The sequence below is a fragment of the Aliirhizobium sp. YIM B11859 genome (assembly GCF_057163345.1).
Map to the genome: position 1 here is coordinate 316,935 of NZ_JBXHAY010000007.1, position 23,725 is coordinate 340,659.

Consider the following 23,725-nt stretch of genomic DNA (forward strand, 5'->3'; position numbering starts at 1 on the left):
ATCGAATTAACGTTACCGCGTAACCTCGCTTACCTTTCGCGCTTGCTCAAAAGCAGAAAATGCGCACTTTTCTCCTCATGAGAGTGCCTGCGAAGGTGATACCCGTGTTAATCGGACACATCACAGCAATGTCGCGGTCGCGCTCTAGTGTGTATTTCGTAATCGAATGCTGGAGATGCGGGCATGACGTATGAATCCGCCAGACTGATGTCTGAGGCCATGACGCTTTCTTCCGCGGCGTTGCTTTCGTCCTTGATCGATACTTTGATCGAAAAGGGCATATTGAGCGCCGAGGAGGAGAAGGAAATTTTTCTGACCGCGATCGACAAGATCACGGAGGCTGCCGGAGACGATGAGGAAGGCACGCACGAACTGGCGCGTGAGCTGATCGAACAGCAGCTTGAGGACCGCTCTGCCTGAACGGTTGCCTGAAGGCTTTGCCGCTAGGATCGTTCCGATCCGCTAGCTGCGGTACATATCCTTTTGGATACTAGAGATACGAAATGGCCAGGACGAGCAGAAGCGAGCTCGCCATGACCGTCAGGGCAAACGCGCCGTTCCACTTCAGCACGATCGTCGTCGCCGAGGTGGATGTCAGGCGTGCCATGGTGATTGTCATGGCACTGATCGGTGAAAGTGCGATACCGGCAGCCCAGCCGAGCGAAAGCGCAAGCGCAAGCAGCATCGGGTGTGCATTGCCGAATGCGGCAGCACCGAACAGCTGCGCCAGAAATACCACCACGATCGAATGCGGAATGAACAGAACCGCGCTCGCCGCAATCGCGACGATGCAGGCGCCTGCCAGAAGCGCGGGCGGCAGCTGGTTGAGATCGGCAAGGAAACTGCCACGGTCCGACAGGAAGGCGACGGCTGCAGCCCCGATCACGCTGGCCGACAGGTAGATGGCGCTTTCGGTGCGCATCACCGCCATATTGCCGATCATCGACTTGATCTCGTGGCCCATGCGCCTTGCCGGCACGCGTTGCTCGTAAGCGACCCAGCCGATCGCAAACAGCGGCAGGAGGATCAGCGAGGCGACAAGCGGGCTGATATCGATCGTCGCATGGATCGCCATCGTGCCGGCAAACAGGCCGAAACAGGCGCAGAGCGTGATCACCAGCGGCACCGCCGAGGGCTGGTCGGCCACGGTGTCGGCTCCGACGACGACGAGCTTGCCCGTGGCCTCGGTGTGAAACAATGTCGTGATCACGATCAGCGCGATGGCTGTTGCAAAGGCCGCGATCACGAAGGCCGTCGGGGCAAGGTTCGGGATCGATTGGGTGATGATGGCAAACCCGACGCCGAGCGGTGACCAGATCGTCATCAGCACCGTGCCGCGCATGGCGGCAAGCAGGATCGAGCGGCGCTCGCCCTGGCGGTCGCTGCCTTCGGTGGCGCGCGCCACCATCTGGCCGATCAGCGATATGATGCCGATATTGAACAGGAGGCTCAGGAGATGGCTGCCGACCTTGACCGCCTGATAACGCCGGCGGCCCGGCATGCTCATCAGATATTCCGCCGCATTGCGGATGATTTCGGACCGGCCGACGGCATAACGCAGCATGCCGAGCACCGACAGGAACGAGGAAAAACCGACGCCCTGATAGAGCGCCTTTTCAACGAGGACCGACTTGTCGGCGGGGAGCAGCAGTTCGGATACGGCAAGCAGCACGAAGGCGGCCGTCACGAATGTCTTGGCAATGATCGCAAGCCGGGTCCAGCCCGATAACACCGCCACGATCGCCATGGCGGATGCGATCTGCAGCAGCAATGTCGGTCCGGCGGTGACCTGCGCGATGGTATAGAGAATGGCAGCGGCAAAGGTCAGCCCGTCGGCCAAAGTCATGACCTGTGTCTTTTGCAGTGCGGCAACTGCCGGAACCTTGCTCATGCGCCAACTCATCCGAAACCGGGCTTGGCCCGGTTCGGCCTTTCGATTGAATGACTGCCTCCCAGCATGCTGCAATGCAGCATAAACAGGGCCTTGTCCAGCGGCGACGGCGGCAGGGCTGCCATCGAAAAACGCATGTCTCGCAGCGCTTTTCAGCCTTTGGGATCTCAGATTCCTGTTTGCCGACTAATAACCTGCAGCGCGGTCCACGAGTCCATCCGGCAGATCGCCGCGCTCCAGGGCGGCGATCGCGCGCAGTACATGGCCCGTGCCGGCAACCGGATCGACCCAGCTGGCGATATGCGGCGTCACCGTGACGTTTTTTTCCGTCCAGAACGGATGATCCGCAGCCAAAGGCTCCTTGCGGAAGACATCGAGCGTAGCACCGGAAAGGTGGCCGCTGCGAAGCGCCTGCAGCAGGTCTTCCTCGATCAGCTGCTCGCCGCGCCCGGCATTGATGACATAGGCGCCCTGCGGCAGGGCAGCAAAGGTGTCGCCATCAAGGATGCCGATCGTCTCCTCGGTATGCGGCAGAAGGCTGATCAGGATATCGGTTCCGGCAAGGAAGGGCTTTAAGCCGTCCATGCCACTAAAGATTTCGACGCCATCGACCGACCGTCCGCTCCTGTTCCAGCCGCGCACCCGGTAGCCCATGGAAAGCAGCGCCCTGGCGCAGGCCTGGCCAAGACCGCCCATGCCCATGATGCCGATCTGCGGACTGACAAGATCAAGCTTCTGCCAGATCTTCGCCTTCTGGTTCTCGCGCATCCCGTCCATCCGGCGATGATGGTTGATCACCGCCATCACCACATACTGCACCATGCCATGGGTGATCGACCGGTCGACCATCCGCACGATCGGCAGATGCTGCGGGATCGTCTCGTCGGTGAGCAGATGATCGACCCCGGCGCCCAGCGAAAACACGCATCTGAGATTGGGGTAACGGGCGATCTCGCCGGCACCGGGCGCCCAGCAGAGAACATAGTCCACCTCGTCCAGCGGGCCGGTCTGCGGCCAGGCATGCACCTCAAGATCGGGGGCCTGACTGGCGAATGCCTGCTGCCAGGGCGCGGTCGGGGCGGTTTTTCTGATGATGACGAGGCTCACGCGGCACTCCGTAGGGATATTGCAAAAAATCGCCGGAAAGCGCCTGCGGAGATCGAGAAATTCCGCGGACGCATCCCGGCGATAGGGCTGTCAGGTTGGGATGGAGCCTATTATTGCTCGATCATCTTGTTCCAGCGGCTGTTCCATTCGGCCCGCTTGGCATTGATCGCATCCCAGTCCAGCACCACGGCGGTCTTCATATAGGTCTGGAAGGCCGCAAGCTTCGCCTTGCCTTCCGGCGTCGAGGAAGCCGCATTCGGGTTGGACGGATAGACGTCGCCGGCATCGAGTGCCTTGGACTGCGCATCGGCAGACAGAAGATAGGCGGCAAGCTTCTGCGTCAGCTCCGGCTCATTGTTCGTGGCGATGGTGCAGGCAGTGTACATCAGCACCACCGAACCCTCTTTCGGCTGCACGTACTCGACCGGAATATTCTGCGCCTTCAGCGTGTTGACCGCCGTCGGCGTCAGCGGGAAGATCGCCGCTTCACCGGTCTGGGTCATTTCCGAGATCTTGGCCGAGCTCGGAATATATTCGAGCACGTTCTTGCCGATCATCTCGCCGAACTTGGAAAAGCCCGGCTCGACATTGGTCTCGTCGCCGCCCTGGATGCGGTTGAACATCAGGAAACCGTGCAGGCCGAAGGACGAGGCCGATGCCGACTGGAAGACCACCTTGTCGGCAAATTTCGGATCGGCAAAATCCATCCAGGATGTCGGCGCCGCCCAGCCGTTATCGGCAAACACCTTGGTGTTATAGGCAATGCCCGTCATGCCCATATTGACGCCGACAGCCATGTCGTCCTTCATCCGCGCGGCCTTATCGACCTGGCCGAGTTCCGGACTGTCCTTCAGCTTTTCGCACAAACCGAGGCCGATAGCGCGAACCATGATGCCGTCGTCGAGGAACATCAGGTTCATCTGCGGCGCATCCTTGGCGGCAGTCGCCTTGGCAAGGATATCGCTGGACGTGCCCGGCACCACGACGATCTTCACGTCATTGGCCTTCTCAAAAGCCGGAAACACCGCTTGCGTGAAGGTGCGCTCCAGATTGCCGCCGTTCATCCCGACATAGAGCGTTTTCGTTTCGGCATGGGCGGCACCTGCCACGGTCAGGCAGGCGATGCTTCCGGCAAGTGCCGCATGGATGGATTTCATCATTCACATTCCCCTTGATTGAAGGCTCTGAAGTGAGGCGCCGGCGCCCGAGCCCTGGGCAGCACCGACGGAAAAACGGGTGATCGAGAAGGCATCGATCGGCGTTATGGTGTCGCCATCGGTGATCAGTTCGGCAACCACCTCGCCGACCCCCGGCGCGATCTGGAAACCGGCACCGGAAAAACCGAAGGCATGGATCAGGCCGGATGTGGTTCGGCTTTTACCGATCACCGGGTTCTTGTCCGGCATCGCGCCTTCCGTGCCTGACCAGAAACGGATCGCATGGGCATTTTTGAGCGAAGGAAACAGAAGCGCTGCACGCTGCATCACCGTCGTCACGCCGATATCCGTCGGGCGCGAGAAATCCGCATCGTCGGCACGGGCAAGCCCTCGCTCGCCGCCAATGATGCAATTGCCGCGCTCCACCTGCCGGGCATAGACATTGCCGCCTTCGACCCCGGTATTGACGCTCATGAAAACCTTCATCGGCTCCGTCACGATCATCGACGGATAGATACGCCCGAGCGGCACGCTTTCCCCGAAAGCATCCGCAAACGGCCCGGCCCAGGCACCCGCCGCATTGACCACATGCGTAGCCCGGATCTCCGGCAGGCCCTGTGCCTCGACGACGAAACCGTCAACTTCTCTGGAAACGCCAAGAACCGCCGTCTGCTCGAAAACCGCGACGCCCGCCCGTTTGGCGGCGGCGGCAAACCCGGCAGACACCAGGCGCGGATTGGCCTGCCCGTCATCGGCCGAATAGGAGGCGCCGACAACGACGCTGCGGTCGATCCACGGAAACCGCTCCGCAAGCGCATTCGCGCCGAGCAATTCGAGCTTCAGGTCGGTGGACGCAGCGGTCCTCGCATAAGCCTCCAGCGACGCCATTTCTTCTTCGCTGCGGGCAAGCTTCAACTGGCCGGTGCGGCGAAACTCCCCGTCGATGCCGATCAGCTGTTTGAGCCTTGGCCAGACCGCATGGGCGCGTTGCGCCAGCGGCAATTGCTGCACCGGCCGCCCCTGACGGCGCACGCCGCCATAATTGACGCCGCTCGCCTGCGCGCCGCAGAAGCCACGCTCCAGAAGAATGACCGACAGGCCCTTCTGCCTCAGCGCAAGCGCAGCCGAGCAACCGACAAGCCCACCACCGATAATCGCGACATCGGCCCTCATTCCGCAGCCTCCCCGGCAAGCGTCGGCGCGATCGCCGGCAGCGACATCGGCAAAGGCTTCACCGGCGCCTGCCCGCGCAGACGCCCGACCGCATCGATGCCACGCCCGGTCGAGGCAGCAAGCAGTTCCGCCGCGGCAGCCCCGCAAACCCGACCCTGGCAACGCCCCATGCCGACGCGGCTTACCGCCTTCAGCCGGTTCATCTCGATGATGCCGAACTGATCGGTCGCATCGCGAATGGTCGCGACATCGATTTCCTCGCAGCGACAGACCATGGTCTCGCCCGGCAGATCGGCGATCCAATGCGCCGGAAACGGAAAGGACTGTTCGAGCACGTTGCGGAAGGCAACGATTTTTCGGAGCCCTTTTTCGAGCACGCCTGCCCGGCCGGTATCGACGGCAAGGCCGCGATCCTCGATCAGCGAAAGTGCTGCCCGCTCACCCGACATTTCCGCCGCATCGGCCCCGGCAATACCGGACCCGTCACCGGCGAGATAAACGCCGGCAACACTCGACCGGCGGCCGGCATCCACCTCCGGCAGGAAAACGCGATCCCGCGCGCTGAAGGCAAAACGGCAGCCGGCGAGATCGGCAAGCTGCGTTTCCGGTTTCAGCCCGAGGCCAAAACCCGCCCCGTCGCAGCTCAAATGACGCCGCTTGCCACGCACCTCGAAGGAGACGCCTTCGACACGGTTTTCGCCCTCGAAACGCAGCTTGTTGACGCCGTAGTGGAAGGCGACGCCCTTCATCATCATCTCGGCAACGAAACGTGTGCCGCGCAACACGACGGCGGGAAAGCTCGTCATCGCCTTCATCATCGCCATCTGCGCCGTAAACGGTGCGGCGTCGAGAACGGCGACAACCTTCACGCCCGCCTTCATATATTGCCAGGCGACCAGATAGAGCAGCGGCCCGGTGCCTGCGAAGATGACCCGCGAGCCGATGACACAGCCCTGCGCCTTCAAGGCGATCTGCGACCCGCCGAGCGAAAACACGCCCGGCAGCGTCCAGCCCGGCACCGGCAGGATCCGGTCCATCGCACCGGTGGCAAGGATCAGCCCGTTATGGGCAAGCCGTCGATGGCCGCCGGCCGTCGCGACATCGGCAAAACCTTCGGACAGGTTCCACACCAGCGTGTTCGGAAGATAGTCTAACCGGCCCTTTAGCGCCTCGAACTGCCGATGCAGCCGTTCGGCCTTCGGCGCTTCCGATCCGTAACGCGCCCTGGCGTCACGCCCATCCGGCACGAAGGGCTGGCGATAGATCTGCCCGCCACAGGCCGGCGCCTCGTCGACCACGATCGGCCGAAGCCCCGCCTCGATCAGCGTCGCCGCAGCTCGGATACCGGCCGGCCCGGCGCCAACGATCAGGGGTTGATTTCTATGGCTGGGAACGTCACTCATGCGACCTCTCCCGCACCGGTCACCACCTGCATTCCCTCGGCAAGCGGGGTCGAACAGGCCCGCACCCGCTCGCCGTTTGCCAGCCTCACCCAACAATCCTGGCAGGCCGACATCTGGCAGAAGCCGGCGCGTGGCTCATGGGAAAAATCGCTGGGCCTGAGCATTTCGTCCACCGTGAGGATGGCGCTGAGCAGCGTGTCGCCGCGCCGTCCCTCGCAGGGTTTTCCGTTCAGGAGAAAGGACAGCGGCTTTTCATTCTGTCGCACGATGCGATGCAGCAATGGCATTTTCGTTCATTTCTGCCCGACGAGGATACGGTCCAGTCCGAACGCCCGGTCGAGCACGAGCATGGCGATACCGGTCAGGGCGATCATCAGCGCGGATACGGCAGCCATCATCGGATCGATGGATTCCGTCGCGTACATGTACATCCTGACCGGCAGCGTGACGGTCTGGGGTGAAGTGACGAAGATCGACATGGTCAATTCGTCGAAACTGTTGATGAAGGCGAGCAGCCAGCCGCCGGTAATGCCGGGCAGGATCATCGGCACGGTGATCCGCCGGAATACGGTGAGCGGTCCGGCCCCCAGCGTCAGCGCCGCCTGTTCGGCATTGCGGTCTATTCCCGTCAGGGCCGCCATCACGAGCCGCAGCACATAGGGCGTCACGACCACGACATGGCTTGCCACCAGCCAGCCGAAACTGCCCGTCGCGCCGATCAGCGAAAAGAGATGCAGCAGCGCGACGCCCAGCACCAGATGCGGAATGATCAGCGGCGAGAGAAACAAGCCGTTGAGAAACCCGCGGCCGGGAAATTCGTAACGCGAGATGGCAATCCCCGCCGGAAGCGAGATCAGCACCGCGATCGTCGCGGATAGCGTCGCGAGCCACAGGCTGTTGTAGAACGACGCCATGAAATCCGGATGGACGAACACCGCCTTGAACCAGCGCAGCGAAAATTCGGTGGTCGGGATGGTGAGCGTGCTGTCGGGCGTGAACGCCACCAGACAGATGATCACCAGCGGCGCCAGCACGAAGCAGACGACCAGCGTGTGGAAGATGAGGGCGATGGGTCCGTTGCGTTCCATATCCGTCCCCTCAGCCCAGAACCTTGCGGGCGCGCGCCTCGATCATCCGGTTATAGGCCAGCATGATCAGCAGGTTGGCGGCAAGCACGATGAAGGCGATGGCCGCACCAAGCGGCCAGTTCAGCTCATGCATGTATTCGTCATAGACGACGGTTGCCGCCATCTTCAGCCGTCGCCCGCCCAGCAGGCCGGGAATGGCAAAAGAGCTTGCCGACAGGCCGAACACGATCAGGCTGCCCGACAGGACGCCGAGCGAGATCTGCGGCAGGATGATCCGCCGCATCGCCGTCAGCCGCGAGGCGCCGAGCGACCATGCAGCAGGCTCAAGACCGGGATCGAGCTTCTGGATTGCCGTCCAGACGGGAATGATCATGAACGGCAGCATCACATGCACCAGCGCGATCACGATTGCCGCCTCGCTGTAGAGAATGCGCAGCGGGCCAAACCCCAGCAGGATGCTGACCTTGGAAATCAGACCGGTCGAGCCGAGCAGCATGCTCCAGCCGAAGGACCGCACGACGACCGAAACCAAAAGCGGGCCGATGATGACCAGCAGGAAGATCGATCGCCACGGGTTCCACATCCGCGACAAGATATAGGCTTCCGGCACGCCGATCACGACGCAGATGAGCGTGGTAATGAAAGCGATCCTCAGCGTGCGCCAGAAGATCGACAGGAAATACGGGTCGGTGAGCACGGTCGTGTAATTGGACACCGTGTAGCTGTCGAGAACGCCCTTGTTATAGTCAAAGGCGTGGAAGGACAGCACCGCCGTCAGCACCAGCGGCAGCACGACCATGCCGAGAAAGAAGATCAGGCCGGGAGACGACAGCAGCCACCGCGTCGACGATGTCCGCCCCGTCATGCGCCGGCCTCCGCCGCAGCTCCGCTTCTGGCCGAAACCCGTGCGCTTTCCGCCGACCACGACAAGCCGACCGGCTGGCCTTCGGATACCGGCAGGGCGCCGTCGCTGTTCGGCCAGGACACGACGATGGGGCCGACCGGCGTATCGATATTGTAAAGCCAATGACTGCCGAAAAAGAACCGGCCTTTCACCACGCCATTGAGATGTCCATTGCCCGCCGGCAGGATGGCGATCCGCTCGGGCCGCAGCGACAGGACCGCCGGCTCGCCCTCGGCGGCGGAACAGTCTTTCGCCGGCAGGATGACGCCGGATGCCTCGATGCCCAGCTTGCGGGCGATGCCATGAATGCTGTTCATCTTGCCGATGAAGGAGGAGATGAATTCGGTTGCCGGGTGATCGTAGACGGCCGACGGCACATCGGCCTGGGTCATCTTCCCGTGTTCCATGACGACGACCCGGTCGCTGATCGACAGCGCCTCGCCCTGGTCATGCGTCACCATGATCGTTGTCGTGCCGACCGTCTGCTGGATGCGCCGAAGCTCGAACTGCATCTCTTCACGCAGCTTGGCGTCGAGGTTGGACAACGGTTCGTCGAGCAGAAGCACAGGCGGCGAAATCACCAGCGCGCGGGCAATCGCCACACGCTGCCTTTGACCGCCCGAAAGCTGGCGCGGATAACGATCAACGAAACGGTCGAGCTTCACCAGCGCCAGAACATCCGCCACAAGGCGATCGCGCTCGGCCCTGCCGACCTTGCGCATTTCCAGCCCGAACGAGACATTCTGCGCCACCGTCATATGCGGAAACAGTGCATAGGTCTGGAACACGATGCCAAGCCCGCGCCTGTTCGGCTTTTCACCGGTAATGTCGCGGCCGTCCAGCGTGATGGAACCGTTCGTCGGCTCCACGAGGCCGGCAATCATCTGCAGGGTCGTCGTCTTGCCGCAGCCGGAAGGCCCGAGAAGCGAAACGAACTCGCCCTTGCTGACGTTAAGATCGACCGCATCGACGGCGGTGAAATTCCCATAAATCTTCGACAGCGAATTGAGCGTCAGAAAGCTCATGTCCACTCCAGTTGCGCCGTTTTTGCGCTTTTCTAATTTCGTTCCCGGAGAGGAGGAGACAGCAGGAAACTGCGAATGGTCAACAAAAAATTCCATATGGAAAAATTATCGTTGAAATATTCCGCCATATGGAATTTATGAAAATAATTATCGATTTGGATTACATTAAATGGATGATGACATCCCGCCGATCTCCAGTGCAAGGCGCACGCTGATCGTCTTGAAGGCGCTGGGCGCCGCCGATGGCGCCGGCATGCGGCTGATCGACGTGGCAAAAATCGTCGGCTGCAATCAGCCGACGGCCCATCGCGCCATGCAGGATCTGGTGGCGGAAGGCTTCGTCGAACAGGTGGCGGGCGGCAAGCGATACCGCCTCAGCCTCGATTTTTTCGTGCTGGCGGCGCGTGCCGGCCGATCCGACGGATTGCGGGAACTGGCCCGGCCGGCGCTTCTTCGCCTGTCCTCCACACTCACCGACACCATCTTTCTTCTGGTCCGCAGCGGTTATGATGCCGTCTGCCTGGACCGGGTGGAAGGCCCTTTCCCGATCCGTTCCTTCACCGGCGATATCGGCGGCAAGGTGCCGCTCGGCATCGGCCAGGGCAGCACGGCAATCCTCGCCCATCTGCCGGAGGCCGAGCGCGAGGCGGTGATCCGGTTCAACATGCCGCGGCTGCTCGATCGTAGTCATCTCGACGAAACGAGCTTCCGCCTTGTGCTCGTTAAGGCCAGGGAACAGGGTTTCGTCAGCTTTAATGCCGGCCTCATTCCGGGCATGGCGGGCGTTGCGGTGCCCGTTTGCGACGCGAGCGGCACGGCGGTCGCAGCACTCAGCGTCGGCACGCTTGCCGACCGCGTAGAGGGCGACAGGCTGCAGGTCATGGTCGATATTCTGATTGCCGAAGCGCGCGAACTGGGCCGGCAGATCAACCCTTTCGACCCGGCAACCCGCTCGCCGTCACGCAGCCTGAGTTATGTTCAGGCGCCGAACCGGCCGCTCTGAAATGGCCTATTCCGCGTCTTCGCTGCGCGGACGTTCCTCCGGGCCGACCCATTTTCGCGGCACACCTTCGCTGCGGGCCGCACGATCGCGGTGCAGGGCCGCGCGCGACAACAGCATGAAGGTGATCGGCGTCGTCACCGTGACGAAAATGCCGATCAGGATTTCATGGATGACGATCCGCGACGAGGCGACGGTGAAATAGATCATCGATGCCAGCATGATCCCGCCGATGCCCCAGCTGGTGCCGAGCGTCGGCGCATGCAACCGCTCGTAGAAGGTCGGCAGGCGCAGGAAACCGATGGCGCCGATCAGCGCCAGCGTCGCACCGACAAGCAGGAAAAAGGCAACAATCAAAGCAACCGAAAGCGGCAGGTCTGCTGCAGGATGGATCATTCGATCACCTCCCCGCGCATCAGGAATTTTGCGAGCGCGATCGTCGAGACAAAGCCGAGCAACCCGATCACCAGCGCCGCCTCGAAATAGATTTCGCGGCCCGTACCGATGCCGAAGGTGACGAGCAAAAGCATGGCGTTGATATAAAGCGTATCGAGCCCGATGATCCGGTCCTGCGCTCTGGGTCCGCGAAACATCCGGATCGTGGCGATCGCCATGGCGATGACAAGCATGAACTGGGCGATCGCCACTGCGGTGTAGATGATGACGGCACTCATGCGAATATCTCCATCAGCAGCTTCTCGTAACGGTTCTTGATCGTGTCGATCCACTGTTCCTCATCGGCAAGATCGAGCACATGCATGAGAATGGACTTGTCGTAGCTGTCATATTCCAGCCAGGCGGAACCGGGCGTGCTGGTCAGCACCACCGCCAGAATGGCAAGCGAGGTGCGATCCTCGATTTCGAGCGGGATCGTCAGGAAACCCGGCTTGCGGCCGCTCTTTCGACCCCTCAGGATCAGCCAGGCGACCTGGATATTCGACTTGGCGACATCGTAAAGCACGATGAAGAACAGTTTCGGCAGCAGATACCACTTCCTCAGCTTCGGCTTTTCCGGCCGAAGCGACGCCATCGCCCAGGAGGCGAAGATCGCCACCAGAATGCCCAGCACGAGATGACCGAGCGTGAAGCCGTTAAGCAACATCCACATGAGGACCAGCGAGACGGCGAGGATCGGATAGGGAAACATCAGTGATCCTCCCCCACCGCGCCGTTCAAGTCCGTGTCGCTTACGCCCGGGATGATCGTCGCCTTACGCACCGCCTCGATATAGACATCCGGGTTGCCGAGCGTGCGGATCGTGGTGTCCATATATTGCAGGGCCGAGCTTGCCTGGATGGTCAGCACCAGCGTCAGCGCCAACAGCACCATCACGGGCACGATCTCGATCACCAGCACGCGCGGCACGGTGCCCTCAAGCGAGGTCCAGAAGGTGCGGATGCCGACGCGCGTCATCGAGATCAGCGCCGCAACGCCCGACAGGATGACGAGGCTGATCAGCCCCCAGACGGCCGCCGTCGGCGGCACGCCGATCGAGCCTGTCCCCATCATCGCCGACAGCATGGCGAACTTGGCGATGAAACCCGATAGCGGCGGCAGGCCGGAGAGAAGAATGCCGCACATCGCAAAACAGGTGCCGAGGATCGCCATCGTGCCGGGCATGGCCACGCCATCGCCCTCTTCCGGCTCGTCCTCGTCGGCGTCACCATAGGCTTCCATGGTAACGGCCAGAACGTTGGCACCCGCATCCTGGCTGCGCTCGACAAGTTCGATCAGCATGAAAAAGGCACTGATCGTCAGCGTCGAGCTGACCAGATAAAGCAGCGCACCGGCCGAGACCGCCCCGTCATTGATGCCGAGAACCATCAGCAGCGTGCCCGAGGACACCAGCACCGAAAACCCGGCGAGCCGTCCAAGCGCCTGCGACGCCAGCACCCCGATCGTACCGAAGATCATCGTCGCAATGCCACCATAAAGCAGCACCGAGGAACCGAAACCGGCTGACGGCCCGGTTTCGAACAAAAGCATGGTCAGCCGCAGGATGACATAGATGCCGAGCTTGCTGAGAATGGCGAAGATCCCGGCAACCGGCGCCGAAGCCGCGCTATAGGCCGTCGGCAGCCAGAAGCAGAGCGGCCACATGCCGGCCTTGATCAGGAACGCGATCCCGAGGACGCCGGCGCCGGCCTCCATCAGCATCCGCCGGTCCGGCTCGATGTCGGGAATGCGGGCCGCAAGATCGGCCATGTTGAGCGTGCCGGTCGTGCCATAGATCAGGCTGACCCCGATCAGGAAGAGAAGCGCCGCCGCCAGATTGACCGCGATGTAATGCAGCCCGGCCTTGACCCTGAGCGGGCCGGACCCGTGCAGCAACAGGCCGTAGGATGCGGCCAGCATCACCTCGAAAAACACGAAGAGATTGAACAGGTCGCCGGTCAGGAACGCACCGTTGACGCCCATCAGCAGCAGCTGGAACATCGAATGGAAATGCGCGCCCATGCCGTGCCAGCGCGCCATCGAATAAACGAGGGCAGCAGCAGCCACGATCGCCGTCAAAAGCAGCATCAGCGCCGACAAGCCATCCACGACAAGAACGATGCCGAAGGGTGCCGCCCAGTTGCCAAGCAGATAGACCCCTTCGAAACCGTTCGGGCCCGCCTCGATGCGAAACAGGATGAACGAGACGAACAGCAGCAGAAGGGCCGAGACGAGGCTGACCATCGCCTTGGTGACACGCCGGCGCTCGTCGATGAATAGCATGATTGCCGCCGCCGCCAGCGGAATAAGGATCGGCGCAATGATCAGGTGATGCGACCAGCCGTTCATCGCTTGTCCCCCCTGCCATCGACATGGTCGGTGCCGGTGAGGCCCCGCGAGGCGAGCAGCACGACGAGGAAAAGCGCCGTCGTCGCAAAGCCGATGACGATCGCCGTCAGCACCAGCGCCTGCGGCACCGGATCGGCCAGCACACCGCCCGTCCCGTGTTCCGACAGGATCGGCGGCACGTTGGTCTTCACCCCGCCGACGCCGAAGATGAACAGGTTGACCGCATAGGAGAGCAGAGAAAGGCCGATGATCACCTGATAGGTGCGCGGACGCAGGATCAGCCACACGCCGCAGCTCGTCATCACCCCGATCGCGATCGAAAGAACGATTTCCATATCAGCCCTCCTTCGCCCGTTCGGTGACTTTGTCGGCTTCGATCGTGCGAAGCCGGTTGATGCGGATCGACTGGTGGGCAAGCGCCACAAGGATCAGCACCGTTGACCCCACGACAAGCATGAACACGCCGAGATCGAACAGCAGCGCCGTCGCCGCCGGCACCTTGCCGATCAGCGGCACCGTCACATACTGGAAATGCGAGGTCAGGAACGGATAACCGAGGAACCATGCACCGATCCCGGTCGCGGTCGCGGTCAGGATACCGACCCCCATCCAGCGCAAGGGCAGGATGCGGATGCGATCCTCCGCCCAGCGGGTGCCGCCGGCCAGATATTGCAGCAGGAAGGCGATCGACAGCGTCAGGCCGGCCGAGAACCCGCCGCCCGGCATGTCGTGCCCGCGCATGAAGATATAGGCGGCGAATGTGATGATCACCGGGAACATCCACTGCATGATCACAGATGGCACCAGCAGATAGTCGCGTATCGTGTCGCCCGCATTGCGTTCCGGCCGTTCCTCGTCGAACCGGTTCTGGATCCGCTGTTGTTCGGGCATGGCCATGCTGTCGGGTGCCGGACGGAAACGTCTCAGCAGCGAATAGACGGTGAGCGCCACGATGCCGAGCACGGTGATTTCGCCCAGCGTATCGAAGCCGCGGAAATCCACCAGGATGACGTTGACGACATTGCGCCCGCCACCTTCCGAATAGGCATTGGCGAGGAAATAGTTGGCGATCGTATCCGGCACCGGCATGGTCATCACCGCATAGGCGATGAAGGTCATGCCGATACCGCAGCCGATGGCGATCAACAGGTCACGGAAACGCCGGAAACGGGCGCGGAAGGTCACCGATTCATCCATCTTCTCGGTGCGCTTCGGCAACCAGCGCAAGCCCAGAAGGATAAGAACCGTAGTGACGATCTCGACCAGAAGCTGGGTGATGGCAAGGTCGGGAGCCGACAGCCAGACGAAGGTGATGCAGACGATCAGCCCGATGCCGCCGAGCATGACGAGCGCCGCCAGCCGGTGATATTTCGCCGTATAAGCAGTGCCGAGCGCCAGGCAGATGCCGATCAGCCAGATGCCGGCAAACGGCTTGTCGACACCGGAAAACACGAAATTGCGCGGCTCGAAACCGGAAAGCCAGAGCGGCAACAGGCCGGCGGCAAAACCGGTAACGACCACCCAGCGCAGCTGCGGCTGCAGGTTACGCGTGCCGATCCGCTGTTCGGCCATACGCGCCCAGCGCCAAGAAACCTCGACGAGGATACGTTCGAAGATACGCTGGCCCCTTAAGCGCCGGATCAGCGGCGGGCCGTCTTCGCAGGTGGCAAGATAGTGGCGCAGCACGAAATAAAGCGCCGTGCCACCGGCAAGCGCGATCAGGCTCATGATCAGCGGCAAATTGAAACCGTGCCAGATCGCCAGGCTGTATTCCGGCATGGTGGTGCCGAGCACACTGACCGCCGCCGTATGCAGGAACGGTCCGACCGAGAAAGCCGGCGCGATGCCGACGACGAGGCAGATCACCACCAAGAGCTCGATCGGGAACCGCATCCAGCGCGGCGGCTCATGCGGCGTGTCTTTCGGCAGGCTGGTCGGCGAACGGCCGAAAAAGACGGTATGGATGAAGCGGACCGAATAGGCGACGCTGAACGCTCCGGACAGGGTCGCGACATAGGGCAGTATCCGGTCGAGGATCGAATCCGCATGGGTTTCCACCGCCTCGGCAAAGAACATTTCCTTGGAGAGAAAACCGTTCAAGAGCGGCACACCGGCCATCGCCGCACTCGCCACCATGGCAAGCGTCGCGGTGATCGGCATATAGCGGAACAGCCCGCTCAATCGCCGCATGTCGCGTGTGCCGGTCTCGTGGTCGATGATCCCCGCCGCCATGAACAGTGAGGCCTTGAAGGTCGCGTGGTTGAGCATGTGGAAGATCGCAGCGACCGTTGCCAGCGGGCTGCCGAGGCTGAGCAGCGTCGTGATCAGCCCGAGATGGCTGATCGTCGAATAGGCGAGCAGTCCTTTGAGATCCTGCTGGAAGATGGCGAAAAACGCGCCGATCAGCAGTGTGATGATGCCGGCAGCGCCGACCAGCCAGAACCATTCGGGTGTCCCCGAAAGAACCGGCCAGAAGCGCGCCAGGAGAAATACCCCGGCTTTCACCATCGTCGCCGAATGCAGATAGGCAGAAACCGGCGTCGGCGCCGCCATCGCATTGGGCAGCCAGAAATGGAACGGGAACTGCGCGCTCTTGGTCAAGGCGCCGAGCAGGATGAAGACCAGTGCTGGCACGTAAAGCGAATGGCCGCGGATAATGTCGCCGGACGCGAGAATCTTGTCGAGATCGTAGCTGCCGACGATATTGCCGATCAGAAGCAGGCCGATCAGCAGGCAGAAACCGCCAATGCCGGTGATCGTCAGTGCCATACGGGCGCCGTCGCGGGCTGCAGCCGCATTGTGCCAGTAGCTGATCAAAAGGAAGGACGAGATGCTCGTCAGCTCCCAGAAGATCGACAGCAGGATGACATTGCCCGAAAGCACGATCCCAAGCATCGCGCCCATGAAGGCGAGGAAGAAGGAGAAGAACCGCGGAACCGGGTCATCTTCCGACATGTAATAACGGGCGTAGACGGTGACGAGGAAACCGATGCCGGTGATCAGTACGCAGAACATCCAGGCGAAACCGTCTAGACGCAGCGTGAAATTCAGCCCGAGCTGGGGGATCCAGTCGAGATTGTAGCGCATCACATTACCATCGGTGACCTGCGGATAGGCAAGCACCACGATGAGGAAGCAGAGGAAGGCGACGAGGGAGGCGAGACGCGACGGCAGCACCGCCGAGCGGGTATTCAGGAGCAGGACGGAAACGATGCTTCCGAGGAACGGCGAGGCCAGCAAAACAACAAGAAACTGCGGCGCAAGCGTTATCCCAATGTCCCATCCCTTCATTTTTTCGGCATTTTAGTCTTATCTGATGAAGTGGAAAGCCCCACTAGCCAATCGGATGAAACTGCCATATATGATTGATTCTGACCAATATGGGCAATTTGGAACGATGGGTCAACCAGATCAGGGAAAGTTTCTGACACCCGCTCTCTGTCGGGCAGGTCGCGGTTTCCTCGATTGGACACAATGCGATCTGGCGGACCGCTCGGGCGTGTCGCGCAGTACCATTCGCGATTATGAAGGTGACCGCCACGAGGTCCACCGTTCGACCGAAGCACAGCTTCGCAAGGCCTTCGAGGAAGGCGGACTGACATTCGCGTCGGTCGAAGGCGAAGGCACCTGCATATTCCCGAAAGACAAACCTTCATCGGAAGATTGACTGCCCTCTCCGGCAGATCCCAAACTGCTATGGAAGCGCCTTGAGCGACCGCGCAAGCTTTTCCGCCACCATGTCCAGATAGGCGTCGTCGCAGCCTCGGGCGGTGATGAACTGCGTGCCGACGCGAAGTGCGTGATGGCCGGGCTTGATCGGGTTCCGGCAGGTCCCGACGAGAATACCGGCCTTTTCCAGGCTCCTCATCACCTGGACGGGAGACTGATGTGCGGCAAGCGGCGCCAGGATCTGGTGGGTGAATTGCTCACCTTCGGATGGCGCAATCACCTCCACGCCCCATTCCCTGAGCCCGCGGGCAAGCGCTTGCGAATTGTGGCAGACCTTCGCGGCATAGGCCGCAGCACCGGCACCGGCCTCCTGCAGGGTGACGAGGAAAGACGGCAGCTTGCCGGCATCGTAATTGGCAAGCAGTTTCCTGTCGATGAAATCGGCAAGATGCTCGCCGTCTTCCTTCTTCAGGCCAGCAATGATGCTGTGCGGCCGGCCGGCAATCGTCTTGTAGGTCGAGCTGGTCATCACGTCGACGCCGAGGGAGAGCGGGTTTGGGAAAGTGCCGCCCGCAATCAGTCCCGAGACATGCGAGGCATCGAACACGGTCTTTGCACCCACCGCCTTCGCCGCGGCAACGACAGGCGCGAGCTCATCGGGTTTGATCATCACCGACCGGCCGAGCATGACCATCGCCGGCGATAGCTTGCGGATCATCGCGGCCGCCGCCTCCGCATCCAGCTGGCACCGCTCCATGTCGAAAGGCAGGTCCTGCACCTCGAGGCCGGCAAGATCCGGCGTGCCGCCGCGTCGCTGGCTTAAGTGACCGCCATGATCGGCGGCAGGCGCCAGCAGCAGATCGCCCGGTCTGGTGAAGGCATGGAAGACCGCCATGTTGGCGATCGTGCAGCTCGGCAGCCGTGGCTCCGCCCATTCGGCAGAAAACAACGCGCAGATCTGCGACCTGACGGCGACCTCCAGCCGTGAGACGAGATCGGTTTCCGGCTGCTCCTTGTCGAAGCTTGGGCCCATCGCCGGATAGGCGCTAAGCCCTGCCGCATAGGCAGCCTGCGCTGCCTCGCTCGGCAGGTTTGCCCCGGCATAAAGCACGATGCGGTCGTGCGACAACACTTCGCTGCGTGCCGCCGCGGCATGCAGCAGCCCGTTTTCGTTCCAGACGTCGATATCCATGTTCAAGCCAGTCAGTCAGTCGTTCAGTGCACGAGGATTTTGGAGAGGAATTGCTGCGCCCGCTCGCTGCGCGGTTTGCCGAAGAAATCATCCTTGTCGGCATCCTCGACGATCTCGCCGCGATCCATGAAGATCACCCGGTTCGCCACCTTGCGGGCAAAGCCCATTTCGTGGGTGACGACCATCATCGTCATGCCGTCGCGGGCAAGTTCGACCATCACGTCGAGTACCTCGTTGATCATTTCCGGATCGAGCGCCGAGGTCGGTTCGTCAAACAGCATGGCGATCGGATCCATGGCAAGCGCCCGCGCGATCGCTACACGCTGCTGCTGGCCGCCGGAAAGCTGGCCCGGAAATTTCTCCGCATGGGCGATAAGGCCGACGCGCTCCAGAAGAGCCATCCCCTTTTCCATCGCCTTGTCGCGCGACCGCTTCAGCACCTTGACCTGCGCCAGCGCCAGGTTTTCGCGGATGCTGAGATGCGGGAAAAGCTCGAAATGCTGAAACACCATGCCGACCTTCGATCGCAGTTGAGGAAGATTGGTAGCCGGCGAAGAAACGGTTATGCCGTCAACGACAATATCGCCATTATCGATCGGCTCCAGCCCGTTGATCGTCTTGATCAGCGTCGACTTGCCCGACCCGGAGGGGCCGCAGACAACGACGACCTCCCCCTTGGAGACAGATGTCGAGCAATGCGACAGGACCTTGAAATCTCCATAGGTCTTGCTGATGTCTCGAAGTGTAATCATGCTCATGGAATGCCCCTGGCGGTGCCCTTAACGGATAATCGCGACACGCTTTTGCAGTCGTTTGACTGCAAGCGATGCGATGAGGGAAATGACGAAATAGACGAGTGCCGCAAACACATACATTTCCAAGAGCCGGCCATCGCGCTGGGCGATCTTGGCAGCCGCTCCGAGAAAGTCGGTGATCGACAATACATAGACGAGCGACGTGTCCTGAAAGAGGATGATCGTCTGCGTCAGGATCAGCGGCAGCATGTTCCTGAGCGCCTGCGGCAGGATCACATAGATCATCGCCTGCCGGCCGGTCATGCCGAGCGCATTTGCCGCAAGCGTCTGCCCGCGCGGCAAAGACTGGATGCCGGAGCGCACGATCTCGCAGAAATAGCAGGCCTCAAACAGGGTGAAGGTGATCACCGACGACCAGAACGGATCAATCCTGACCGGGCTCGACGCACCGGTCAGCCACTGCGCCAGGAACGGCACGAGGAAATAGAACCAGAAAATGACCAGCACCAGTGGCAACGACCGCAGAAGGTTCACATAACCCGCAGCGACGCCCGAGAGAATGCGATTGTCGGAAAGCCGCATGATCGCCAGTAACGTGCCGAACAGCATGCCGAAAATGGTGGCGCAGATGGTCAGCGTCAGCGTGAATGTCATGCCTGTCAGGAACAGGTAGGGCAGCGCATTGATGATGGTCTGAAAATCGAAACCGGACAGCATGTCAGGCACCCTTTCCCGGCTTGGCCGCAGCTCGGTTGCCGAAGCCCGGTATGACAGCCGCCTTTTCGACCGCGCGCATGGCAAACACGATGACCATGTTGAGCCCGAGATAGAGCACGGTCGCGGCGGCAAAGGCCTCGAAGACCTGAAAGGTGTTTTCCTGAATGGCGCGGGCAGTTCCCGTCAGCTCCACCAGGCCGATGGCCATGCCGACGGATGTATTCTTGGTGCAGCTGAGGAATTCCGAGGTGATGGCCGGGATCACGATACGATAGGCGACCGGCAGCAGCACGTAACGATAGGTCTGCGGCAAGGTGAGGCCGAGCGCCTGCCCCGCCATCCTCTTCCCCTTGGACAGGCTGAGCAATCCGGCGCGCACGACCTCGGCCATGCGGGCGGCGTGATAGAAGCCGAGACAGACAGCCGCCGTATAAAATTGCGCATTGGGCAGCTGCTTCAGCCACATCCCCGCATCATGCGGCAGAATTTCGGGAAGCACGAAATACCAGAGGAACATCTGCACCAAGAGCGGCACGTTGCGGAAGATCTCGACAAAAACCGTGCCCGCCCGCTGCATCCAGGCGACCGGCGCGGTGCGCGCCACGCCGACGATCGAGCCGAGCAGAAGCGCAATGGCAAAGGCGACGACGGCAGTTGCCGCCGTCCAGCCGAGCCCCCAGAAGAGCGTGGTGAGATACGTATTGGTGCCGTCGAGCGAAGGCTCGAAGAAGATCCACCAATTCCAGTTGTAATTCATGGGATCGCCCGTCGAATACGAAATCCTCCCGATTGCCGCTGCGGCTTGCGCCGACAAAGGCAATCGGGAGGAGGGATTTGGAGATTAGCGATAAAGATCCGGGTTCGGATCGTCGGTCGGGTTGGCGACGACCTTCTTCAGCTGCGCCGACATCGGGAAAGTCATGTTGATGCCCTTCGGCGGAATAGGCTGGGTGAACCACTTTTCATACATGCCGTTGATCTCGCCGCTCTTGTAGAGCCCCTCGATCGTGCCGTTGACCAGAGCCTTGAAGCCCGGATCTTCGCGACGCAGCATGATGCCATAGGGCTCGACCGACAGCGGATCGGTCGACATCTGGTAGTCCTGCGGCGCCTTGGACGTCGCAGCAGCACCGGCAATCGACACGTCGTCGAAGATCAGCGCCACGGCGCGGTCGGTTTCCAGCGTCAGCATGCCTTCGGCCAGATCCTTGGCGGACAGGATGGTGAGGCCGAGGTTTTCAGCAGTGTTGGCGGCATTGATAAGCTTGACGCTGGTCGTGCCCGAAAGCGTCACGATCGTCTTGCCCTTGGCATCGGCCATTGAAGCGATCGGCGCGCTCTTCTTGGAGAGAATACGGATACCGGCGACAAAATTGGTGGTCGAGAACGTCACCTGCTTCTGCCGGTCGGCGTTGTTGGTCGTCGTGCCGCATTCCATATCGATCGTGCCATTCACCAGAAGCGGGATACGGGTCGTGCCCGTAACCGCCATATAGCTGACCTTGAGATCCGGCTTGCCGAGCTTGGCCTTCACCGCATCGACAATGCGTGCGCAGATGTCCATCGCATAACCGATCGGCTTCTGCTGGTCGTCATAATAGGAAAATGGCACCGCGCCGTCCCGGTGGCCGACGGTGATTTCGCCGCGCTCGGCGATCTTGGCAAGAGTGGCGCTCTCTTCGGCGGCATGCGCAGGCAAAGCGGCAAGCACCAGCGTCAGCAGCGGAGCTGCGAGCAGTTTCAGCTTCATGAATGTTCCCCGGTTTGTTGGCCATTTGCCGGGCGGCAAATGAAGAGGTCAGTTGAATGAGACCCCCATGCTTGGCCAAGCAGCCACGCCCGTCAACCGAAAACGAAATAATGCATAATGAATTTATTTTTATGCACACAGCAGCAGCAAAATCATCAGGATTGAGCTGATTTTAGGCGCCATATGCCTGTTTATGCGTCGATTTTTCCGGCGTTATTTTCACCCTGCAGATCGCCCACCGAATGGCGAACCGCCTCCGCCGTATTCATCACATGCTGCTTCATGATGGCCGAAAGCCGGATCTTGTCGCGGGCGGCAAGCGCGTCGAGCATCTGGTGATGATCGTCGAGCGCCTGCTTCCAGTCGCCGGGATGCTGGCGCATCGTGTGGCGGATGTTGCGGATCTTGAGCTCCATATTGCGATAAAGAGCAAGCAGAGCCGCATTACCGGCCGCATCAAAGATCGCCATGTGGATGGCGCGGTTGAGCGCTGCATATTCCAGCCGGTCCGATTGCTCGAACGCCAGCACCATCCGCTCGTGCATCTGCCGGATTGCTTCGATCTGAGGGCCGGTTATCTTGTCGCAGGCAAGTTCACCGGCAAGCGCTTCCGTCATCGCGATGATCGGGAACAACTCGACCAGTTCCTCCTCGCCGAGAACGGCGACCCTTGCACCTCGCTGCGGCAAAAGCTCGATCATCCCTTCGACGGCCAGCGCCTTCAGCGCCTCCCTGAGGGGCGTCCGCGAAATGTCGAACTGGTCGCATAGCTCCTTTTCCGGGATCTTCTGCCCCGGCTCCAGATGACCGTCGACAATCATGTCCCGGATAGCGTCGACGATCTCGCTATGCAGCGTCCGGCGCCGTATTTTTGCTGGCTCGATCAAATGGGCCTCGTGAGCGATCTCTTGTCCACGACCATATACCGCCGGCGCCGTGATTTGCCTGCGCGCCAGACTGATCGAGGTTCATTCGCCAAAACGAACTGGTGTCACAACGCGATGACTGCGCGAACGTTCTTTACATCGTCCGCTGCAAACGGTGAAGCGCTGTTTTTGCAGACGACCGGCAACAGCAGGCCGGCACCGGCGTCACGGAGATGGGAGGAACTGGACTGCACGCTGCAACCGGGCCTGAGCCGCTTTGGTGAAAAACCCAAGGCGGCCCTGTTTGCGAGACAAGATCCGCGCTTATTCTGCGGCGATTGCCTTTTCACCGGCGTTGAGCGCCATCAGACGCTTGGCGCGTTCGAGGCTTGCCGGCTGTTCTGCGTGGTAACGGCGGCCGATTTCCATCATCAGCACCGTGCCCGGCAGGAAGGTCAGTTCCGAGAAGATGTCTTCCCAGTCCATGTCACCCCAGCCGAGCGGCATATGCAGGTCGCCGATGCCGAGCGCGGTGTTTTCCTGGACGTGGTAAGGTTTGTAGAAAGCCTGCGGGCGGCCAAAACTGTCATGCACATGCAGATGGCCGGCAACCGGCGCCATGGCGCGCAGCTCGTTGCGGAAGTCGAGACCCCGATAGGTGGATTCGAGATAGGCATGGCTGAAATCGATCAGCGCCACGAGATTGGCATGACCGACGGCCTTGACCGTTTCGGCAATTTGCGTCGGCGTCTGGCGATACTGGCCGATCTCGGTGGTGAAGATGTTCTCGAATGCGATCCGCACGCCATAGGGCTTGCAGAATTCGGCAAGCTCGAACAGCGCCTCGCGTTCCCGCTTATCGGCCTCGGCACGTTCGACCAGCTGTTCGGCACGCAGGTTGCCGCCATGCTGCACCAGGATGCGAGCGCCGATCCGGTCACAGACCACGGCCAGCGCCTTGGCGGCGTCGATCTGGTAGCGGCAGGTGTCCGGGTCCATGAAGTTGGACGACACAAGGCCATGCACGGTGTAGCGGAAATCGAACTGTTTCGTGATCGCGACCAGCCGCTCGGCACGTTCTTCGATGATCCGGCCGCCGGCGATCAGGTCGAGGCTGGTGAGGCCCAGCTCGACGGTATCGACGCCGATCTCGGCAAGCACGCGCAGTTCCTGTTCGAGGCTTGCCAGTTCGCCGTTGGTGGAGCCGGCGTTAAAGCCGGTGCCGATGATATTGCCCATGGTCT

General features: G+C 61.3%; 25 protein-coding genes. 3 read left to right on the plus strand and 22 right to left on the minus strand.

The window, feature by feature from the left end:
• The first annotated feature begins 183 nt into the window (after positions 1 to 183).
• Positions 184 to 420, plus strand: a complete 237-nt coding sequence (locus AC2GXZ_RS24860; RefSeq protein WP_483761898.1) for a hypothetical protein — start codon at positions 184 to 186, stop codon at positions 418 to 420.
• Positions 421 to 490: 70 nt separating this feature from the next.
• Here AC2GXZ_RS24860 and AC2GXZ_RS24865 read toward each other — a convergent pair whose 3' ends face one another.
• The 9 genes from AC2GXZ_RS24865 to AC2GXZ_RS24905 form a co-directional block, all read right to left on the minus strand.
• The gene (locus AC2GXZ_RS24865) at positions 491 to 1,891 is read right to left on the minus strand and encodes a hypothetical protein (RefSeq protein WP_483761899.1); all 1,401 of its coding nucleotides are present in this window, start codon (positions 1,889 to 1,891) and stop codon (positions 491 to 493) included.
• Positions 1,892 to 2,077: 186 nt separating this feature from the next.
• Positions 2,078 to 2,998 (minus strand): 2-hydroxyacid dehydrogenase, encoded by a 921-nt coding sequence (locus tag AC2GXZ_RS24870; protein WP_483761900.1) that lies wholly within the window; start codon positions 2,996 to 2,998, stop codon positions 2,078 to 2,080.
• 110 nt (positions 2,999 to 3,108) lie between these two features.
• Positions 3,109 to 4,155, minus strand: coding sequence for an ABC transporter substrate-binding protein (locus AC2GXZ_RS24875; protein WP_483761978.1), 1,047 nt, complete (start codon positions 4,153 to 4,155; stop codon positions 3,109 to 3,111).
• Positions 4,156 to 4,158: 3 nt separating this feature from the next.
• On the minus strand, positions 4,159 to 5,328 hold the full coding sequence (locus AC2GXZ_RS24880) for an NAD(P)/FAD-dependent oxidoreductase (protein ID WP_483761901.1): 1,170 nt from the start codon (positions 5,326 to 5,328) through the stop codon (positions 4,159 to 4,161).
• Positions 5,325 to 6,731, minus strand: a complete 1,407-nt coding sequence (locus AC2GXZ_RS24885) for an FAD-dependent oxidoreductase (RefSeq protein WP_483761902.1) — start codon at positions 6,729 to 6,731, stop codon at positions 5,325 to 5,327. Before AC2GXZ_RS24885 ends, AC2GXZ_RS24880 begins: the two co-directional genes overlap by 4 nt.
• Positions 6,728 to 7,018, minus strand: a complete 291-nt coding sequence (locus AC2GXZ_RS24890; RefSeq protein ID WP_483761903.1) for a (2Fe-2S)-binding protein — start codon at positions 7,016 to 7,018, stop codon at positions 6,728 to 6,730. The genes AC2GXZ_RS24885 and AC2GXZ_RS24890 overlap by 4 nt, the downstream gene beginning before the upstream one ends.
• A 6-nt stretch (positions 7,019 to 7,024) precedes the next feature.
• Positions 7,025 to 7,819, minus strand: coding sequence for an ABC transporter permease (locus tag AC2GXZ_RS24895; RefSeq protein WP_483761904.1), 795 nt, complete (start codon positions 7,817 to 7,819; stop codon positions 7,025 to 7,027).
• A 10-nt stretch (positions 7,820 to 7,829) separates the two neighbouring features.
• Positions 7,830 to 8,684 carry an ABC transporter permease gene (locus AC2GXZ_RS24900; RefSeq protein ID WP_483761905.1) on the minus strand — a complete coding sequence of 285 codons (855 nt, stop codon included), beginning with the start codon at positions 8,682 to 8,684 and terminating at the stop codon, positions 7,830 to 7,832.
• The gene (locus AC2GXZ_RS24905) at positions 8,681 to 9,748 is read right to left on the minus strand and encodes an ABC transporter ATP-binding protein (RefSeq protein WP_483761906.1); all 1,068 of its coding nucleotides are present in this window, start codon (positions 9,746 to 9,748) and stop codon (positions 8,681 to 8,683) included. The genes AC2GXZ_RS24900 and AC2GXZ_RS24905 overlap by 4 nt, the downstream gene beginning before the upstream one ends.
• Positions 9,749 to 9,917: 169 nt before the next feature.
• Between AC2GXZ_RS24905 and AC2GXZ_RS24910 the strand changes: the two genes are divergently transcribed.
• Entirely contained in the window at positions 9,918 to 10,751 is an 834-nt protein-coding gene (locus tag AC2GXZ_RS24910; protein ID WP_483761907.1) for an IclR family transcriptional regulator, read from the plus strand.
• A gap of 6 nt (positions 10,752 to 10,757) precedes the next feature.
• Here the strand turns inward: AC2GXZ_RS24910 and mnhG are convergent, their stop codons facing one another.
• The 6 genes from mnhG to AC2GXZ_RS24940 are packed head-to-tail and all read right to left on the minus strand — an operon-like array spanning position 10,758 to position 16,802.
• Positions 10,758 to 11,144 carry a monovalent cation/H(+) antiporter subunit G gene (gene mnhG, locus AC2GXZ_RS24915; protein WP_483761908.1) on the minus strand — a complete coding sequence of 129 codons (387 nt, stop codon included), beginning with the start codon at positions 11,142 to 11,144 and terminating at the stop codon, positions 10,758 to 10,760.
• Positions 11,141 to 11,422, minus strand: a complete 282-nt coding sequence (locus AC2GXZ_RS24920; protein WP_483761909.1) for a K+/H+ antiporter subunit F — start codon at positions 11,420 to 11,422, stop codon at positions 11,141 to 11,143. Before AC2GXZ_RS24920 ends, mnhG begins: the two co-directional genes overlap by 4 nt.
• A complete protein-coding gene (locus AC2GXZ_RS24925) occupies positions 11,419 to 11,895 on the minus strand; it encodes a Na+/H+ antiporter subunit E (RefSeq protein ID WP_483761910.1) in 477 nt (158 codons plus the stop codon). Before AC2GXZ_RS24925 ends, AC2GXZ_RS24920 begins: the two co-directional genes overlap by 4 nt.
• Positions 11,895 to 13,532: a monovalent cation/H+ antiporter subunit D gene (locus AC2GXZ_RS24930; protein WP_483761911.1), complete on the minus strand. Its 1,638-nt coding sequence runs from the start codon at positions 13,530 to 13,532 to the stop codon at positions 11,895 to 11,897. The genes AC2GXZ_RS24925 and AC2GXZ_RS24930 overlap by 1 nt, the downstream gene beginning before the upstream one ends.
• Positions 13,529 to 13,867 (minus strand): Na+/H+ antiporter subunit C, encoded by a 339-nt coding sequence (locus tag AC2GXZ_RS24935; RefSeq protein WP_483761912.1) that lies wholly within the window; start codon positions 13,865 to 13,867, stop codon positions 13,529 to 13,531. Before AC2GXZ_RS24935 ends, AC2GXZ_RS24930 begins: the two co-directional genes overlap by 4 nt.
• Before the next feature lies 1 nt (position 13,868).
• Positions 13,869 to 16,802, minus strand: a complete 2,934-nt coding sequence (locus tag AC2GXZ_RS24940; RefSeq protein ID WP_483761979.1) for a monovalent cation/H+ antiporter subunit A — start codon at positions 16,800 to 16,802, stop codon at positions 13,869 to 13,871.
• Between the two features lie 91 nt (positions 16,803 to 16,893).
• On the opposite strand from AC2GXZ_RS24940, the gene AC2GXZ_RS24945 reads away from it, so the two are divergent.
• Positions 16,894 to 17,199, plus strand: coding sequence for a helix-turn-helix transcriptional regulator (locus tag AC2GXZ_RS24945; RefSeq protein WP_483761913.1), 306 nt, complete (start codon positions 16,894 to 16,896; stop codon positions 17,197 to 17,199).
• Between the two features lie 27 nt (positions 17,200 to 17,226).
• On the opposite strand, the gene AC2GXZ_RS24950 is transcribed toward AC2GXZ_RS24945, so the two are convergent.
• The 7 genes from AC2GXZ_RS24950 to AC2GXZ_RS24980 all read right to left on the minus strand — a co-directional run bounded on the left by AC2GXZ_RS24950 (position 17,227) and on the right by AC2GXZ_RS24980 (position 23,720).
• Entirely contained in the window at positions 17,227 to 18,393 is a 1,167-nt protein-coding gene (locus AC2GXZ_RS24950; protein WP_483761914.1) for a glycine hydroxymethyltransferase, read from the minus strand.
• 23 nt (positions 18,394 to 18,416) lie between these two features.
• Positions 18,417 to 19,145, minus strand: coding sequence for an amino acid ABC transporter ATP-binding protein (locus AC2GXZ_RS24955; protein WP_483761980.1), 729 nt, complete (start codon positions 19,143 to 19,145; stop codon positions 18,417 to 18,419).
• A gap of 27 nt (positions 19,146 to 19,172) precedes the next feature.
• A complete protein-coding gene (locus AC2GXZ_RS24960; protein ID WP_483761915.1) occupies positions 19,173 to 19,865 on the minus strand; it encodes an amino acid ABC transporter permease in 693 nt (230 codons plus the stop codon).
• A gap of 1 nt (position 19,866) precedes the next feature.
• Positions 19,867 to 20,622 carry an amino acid ABC transporter permease gene (locus AC2GXZ_RS24965; RefSeq protein ID WP_483761916.1) on the minus strand — a complete coding sequence of 252 codons (756 nt, stop codon included), beginning with the start codon at positions 20,620 to 20,622 and terminating at the stop codon, positions 19,867 to 19,869.
• An 84-nt stretch (positions 20,623 to 20,706) separates the two neighbouring features.
• A complete protein-coding gene (locus tag AC2GXZ_RS24970; RefSeq protein WP_483761917.1) occupies positions 20,707 to 21,615 on the minus strand; it encodes a transporter substrate-binding domain-containing protein in 909 nt (302 codons plus the stop codon).
• Positions 21,616 to 21,806: 191 nt separating this feature from the next.
• On the minus strand, positions 21,807 to 22,502 hold the full coding sequence (locus tag AC2GXZ_RS24975; RefSeq protein ID WP_483761918.1) for a GntR family transcriptional regulator: 696 nt from the start codon (positions 22,500 to 22,502) through the stop codon (positions 21,807 to 21,809).
• A gap of 303 nt (positions 22,503 to 22,805) precedes the next feature.
• Positions 22,806 to 23,720, minus strand: coding sequence for a TIM barrel protein (locus AC2GXZ_RS24980; protein ID WP_483761919.1), 915 nt, complete (start codon positions 23,718 to 23,720; stop codon positions 22,806 to 22,808).
• Positions 23,721 to 23,725 lie beyond the last annotated feature (5 nt).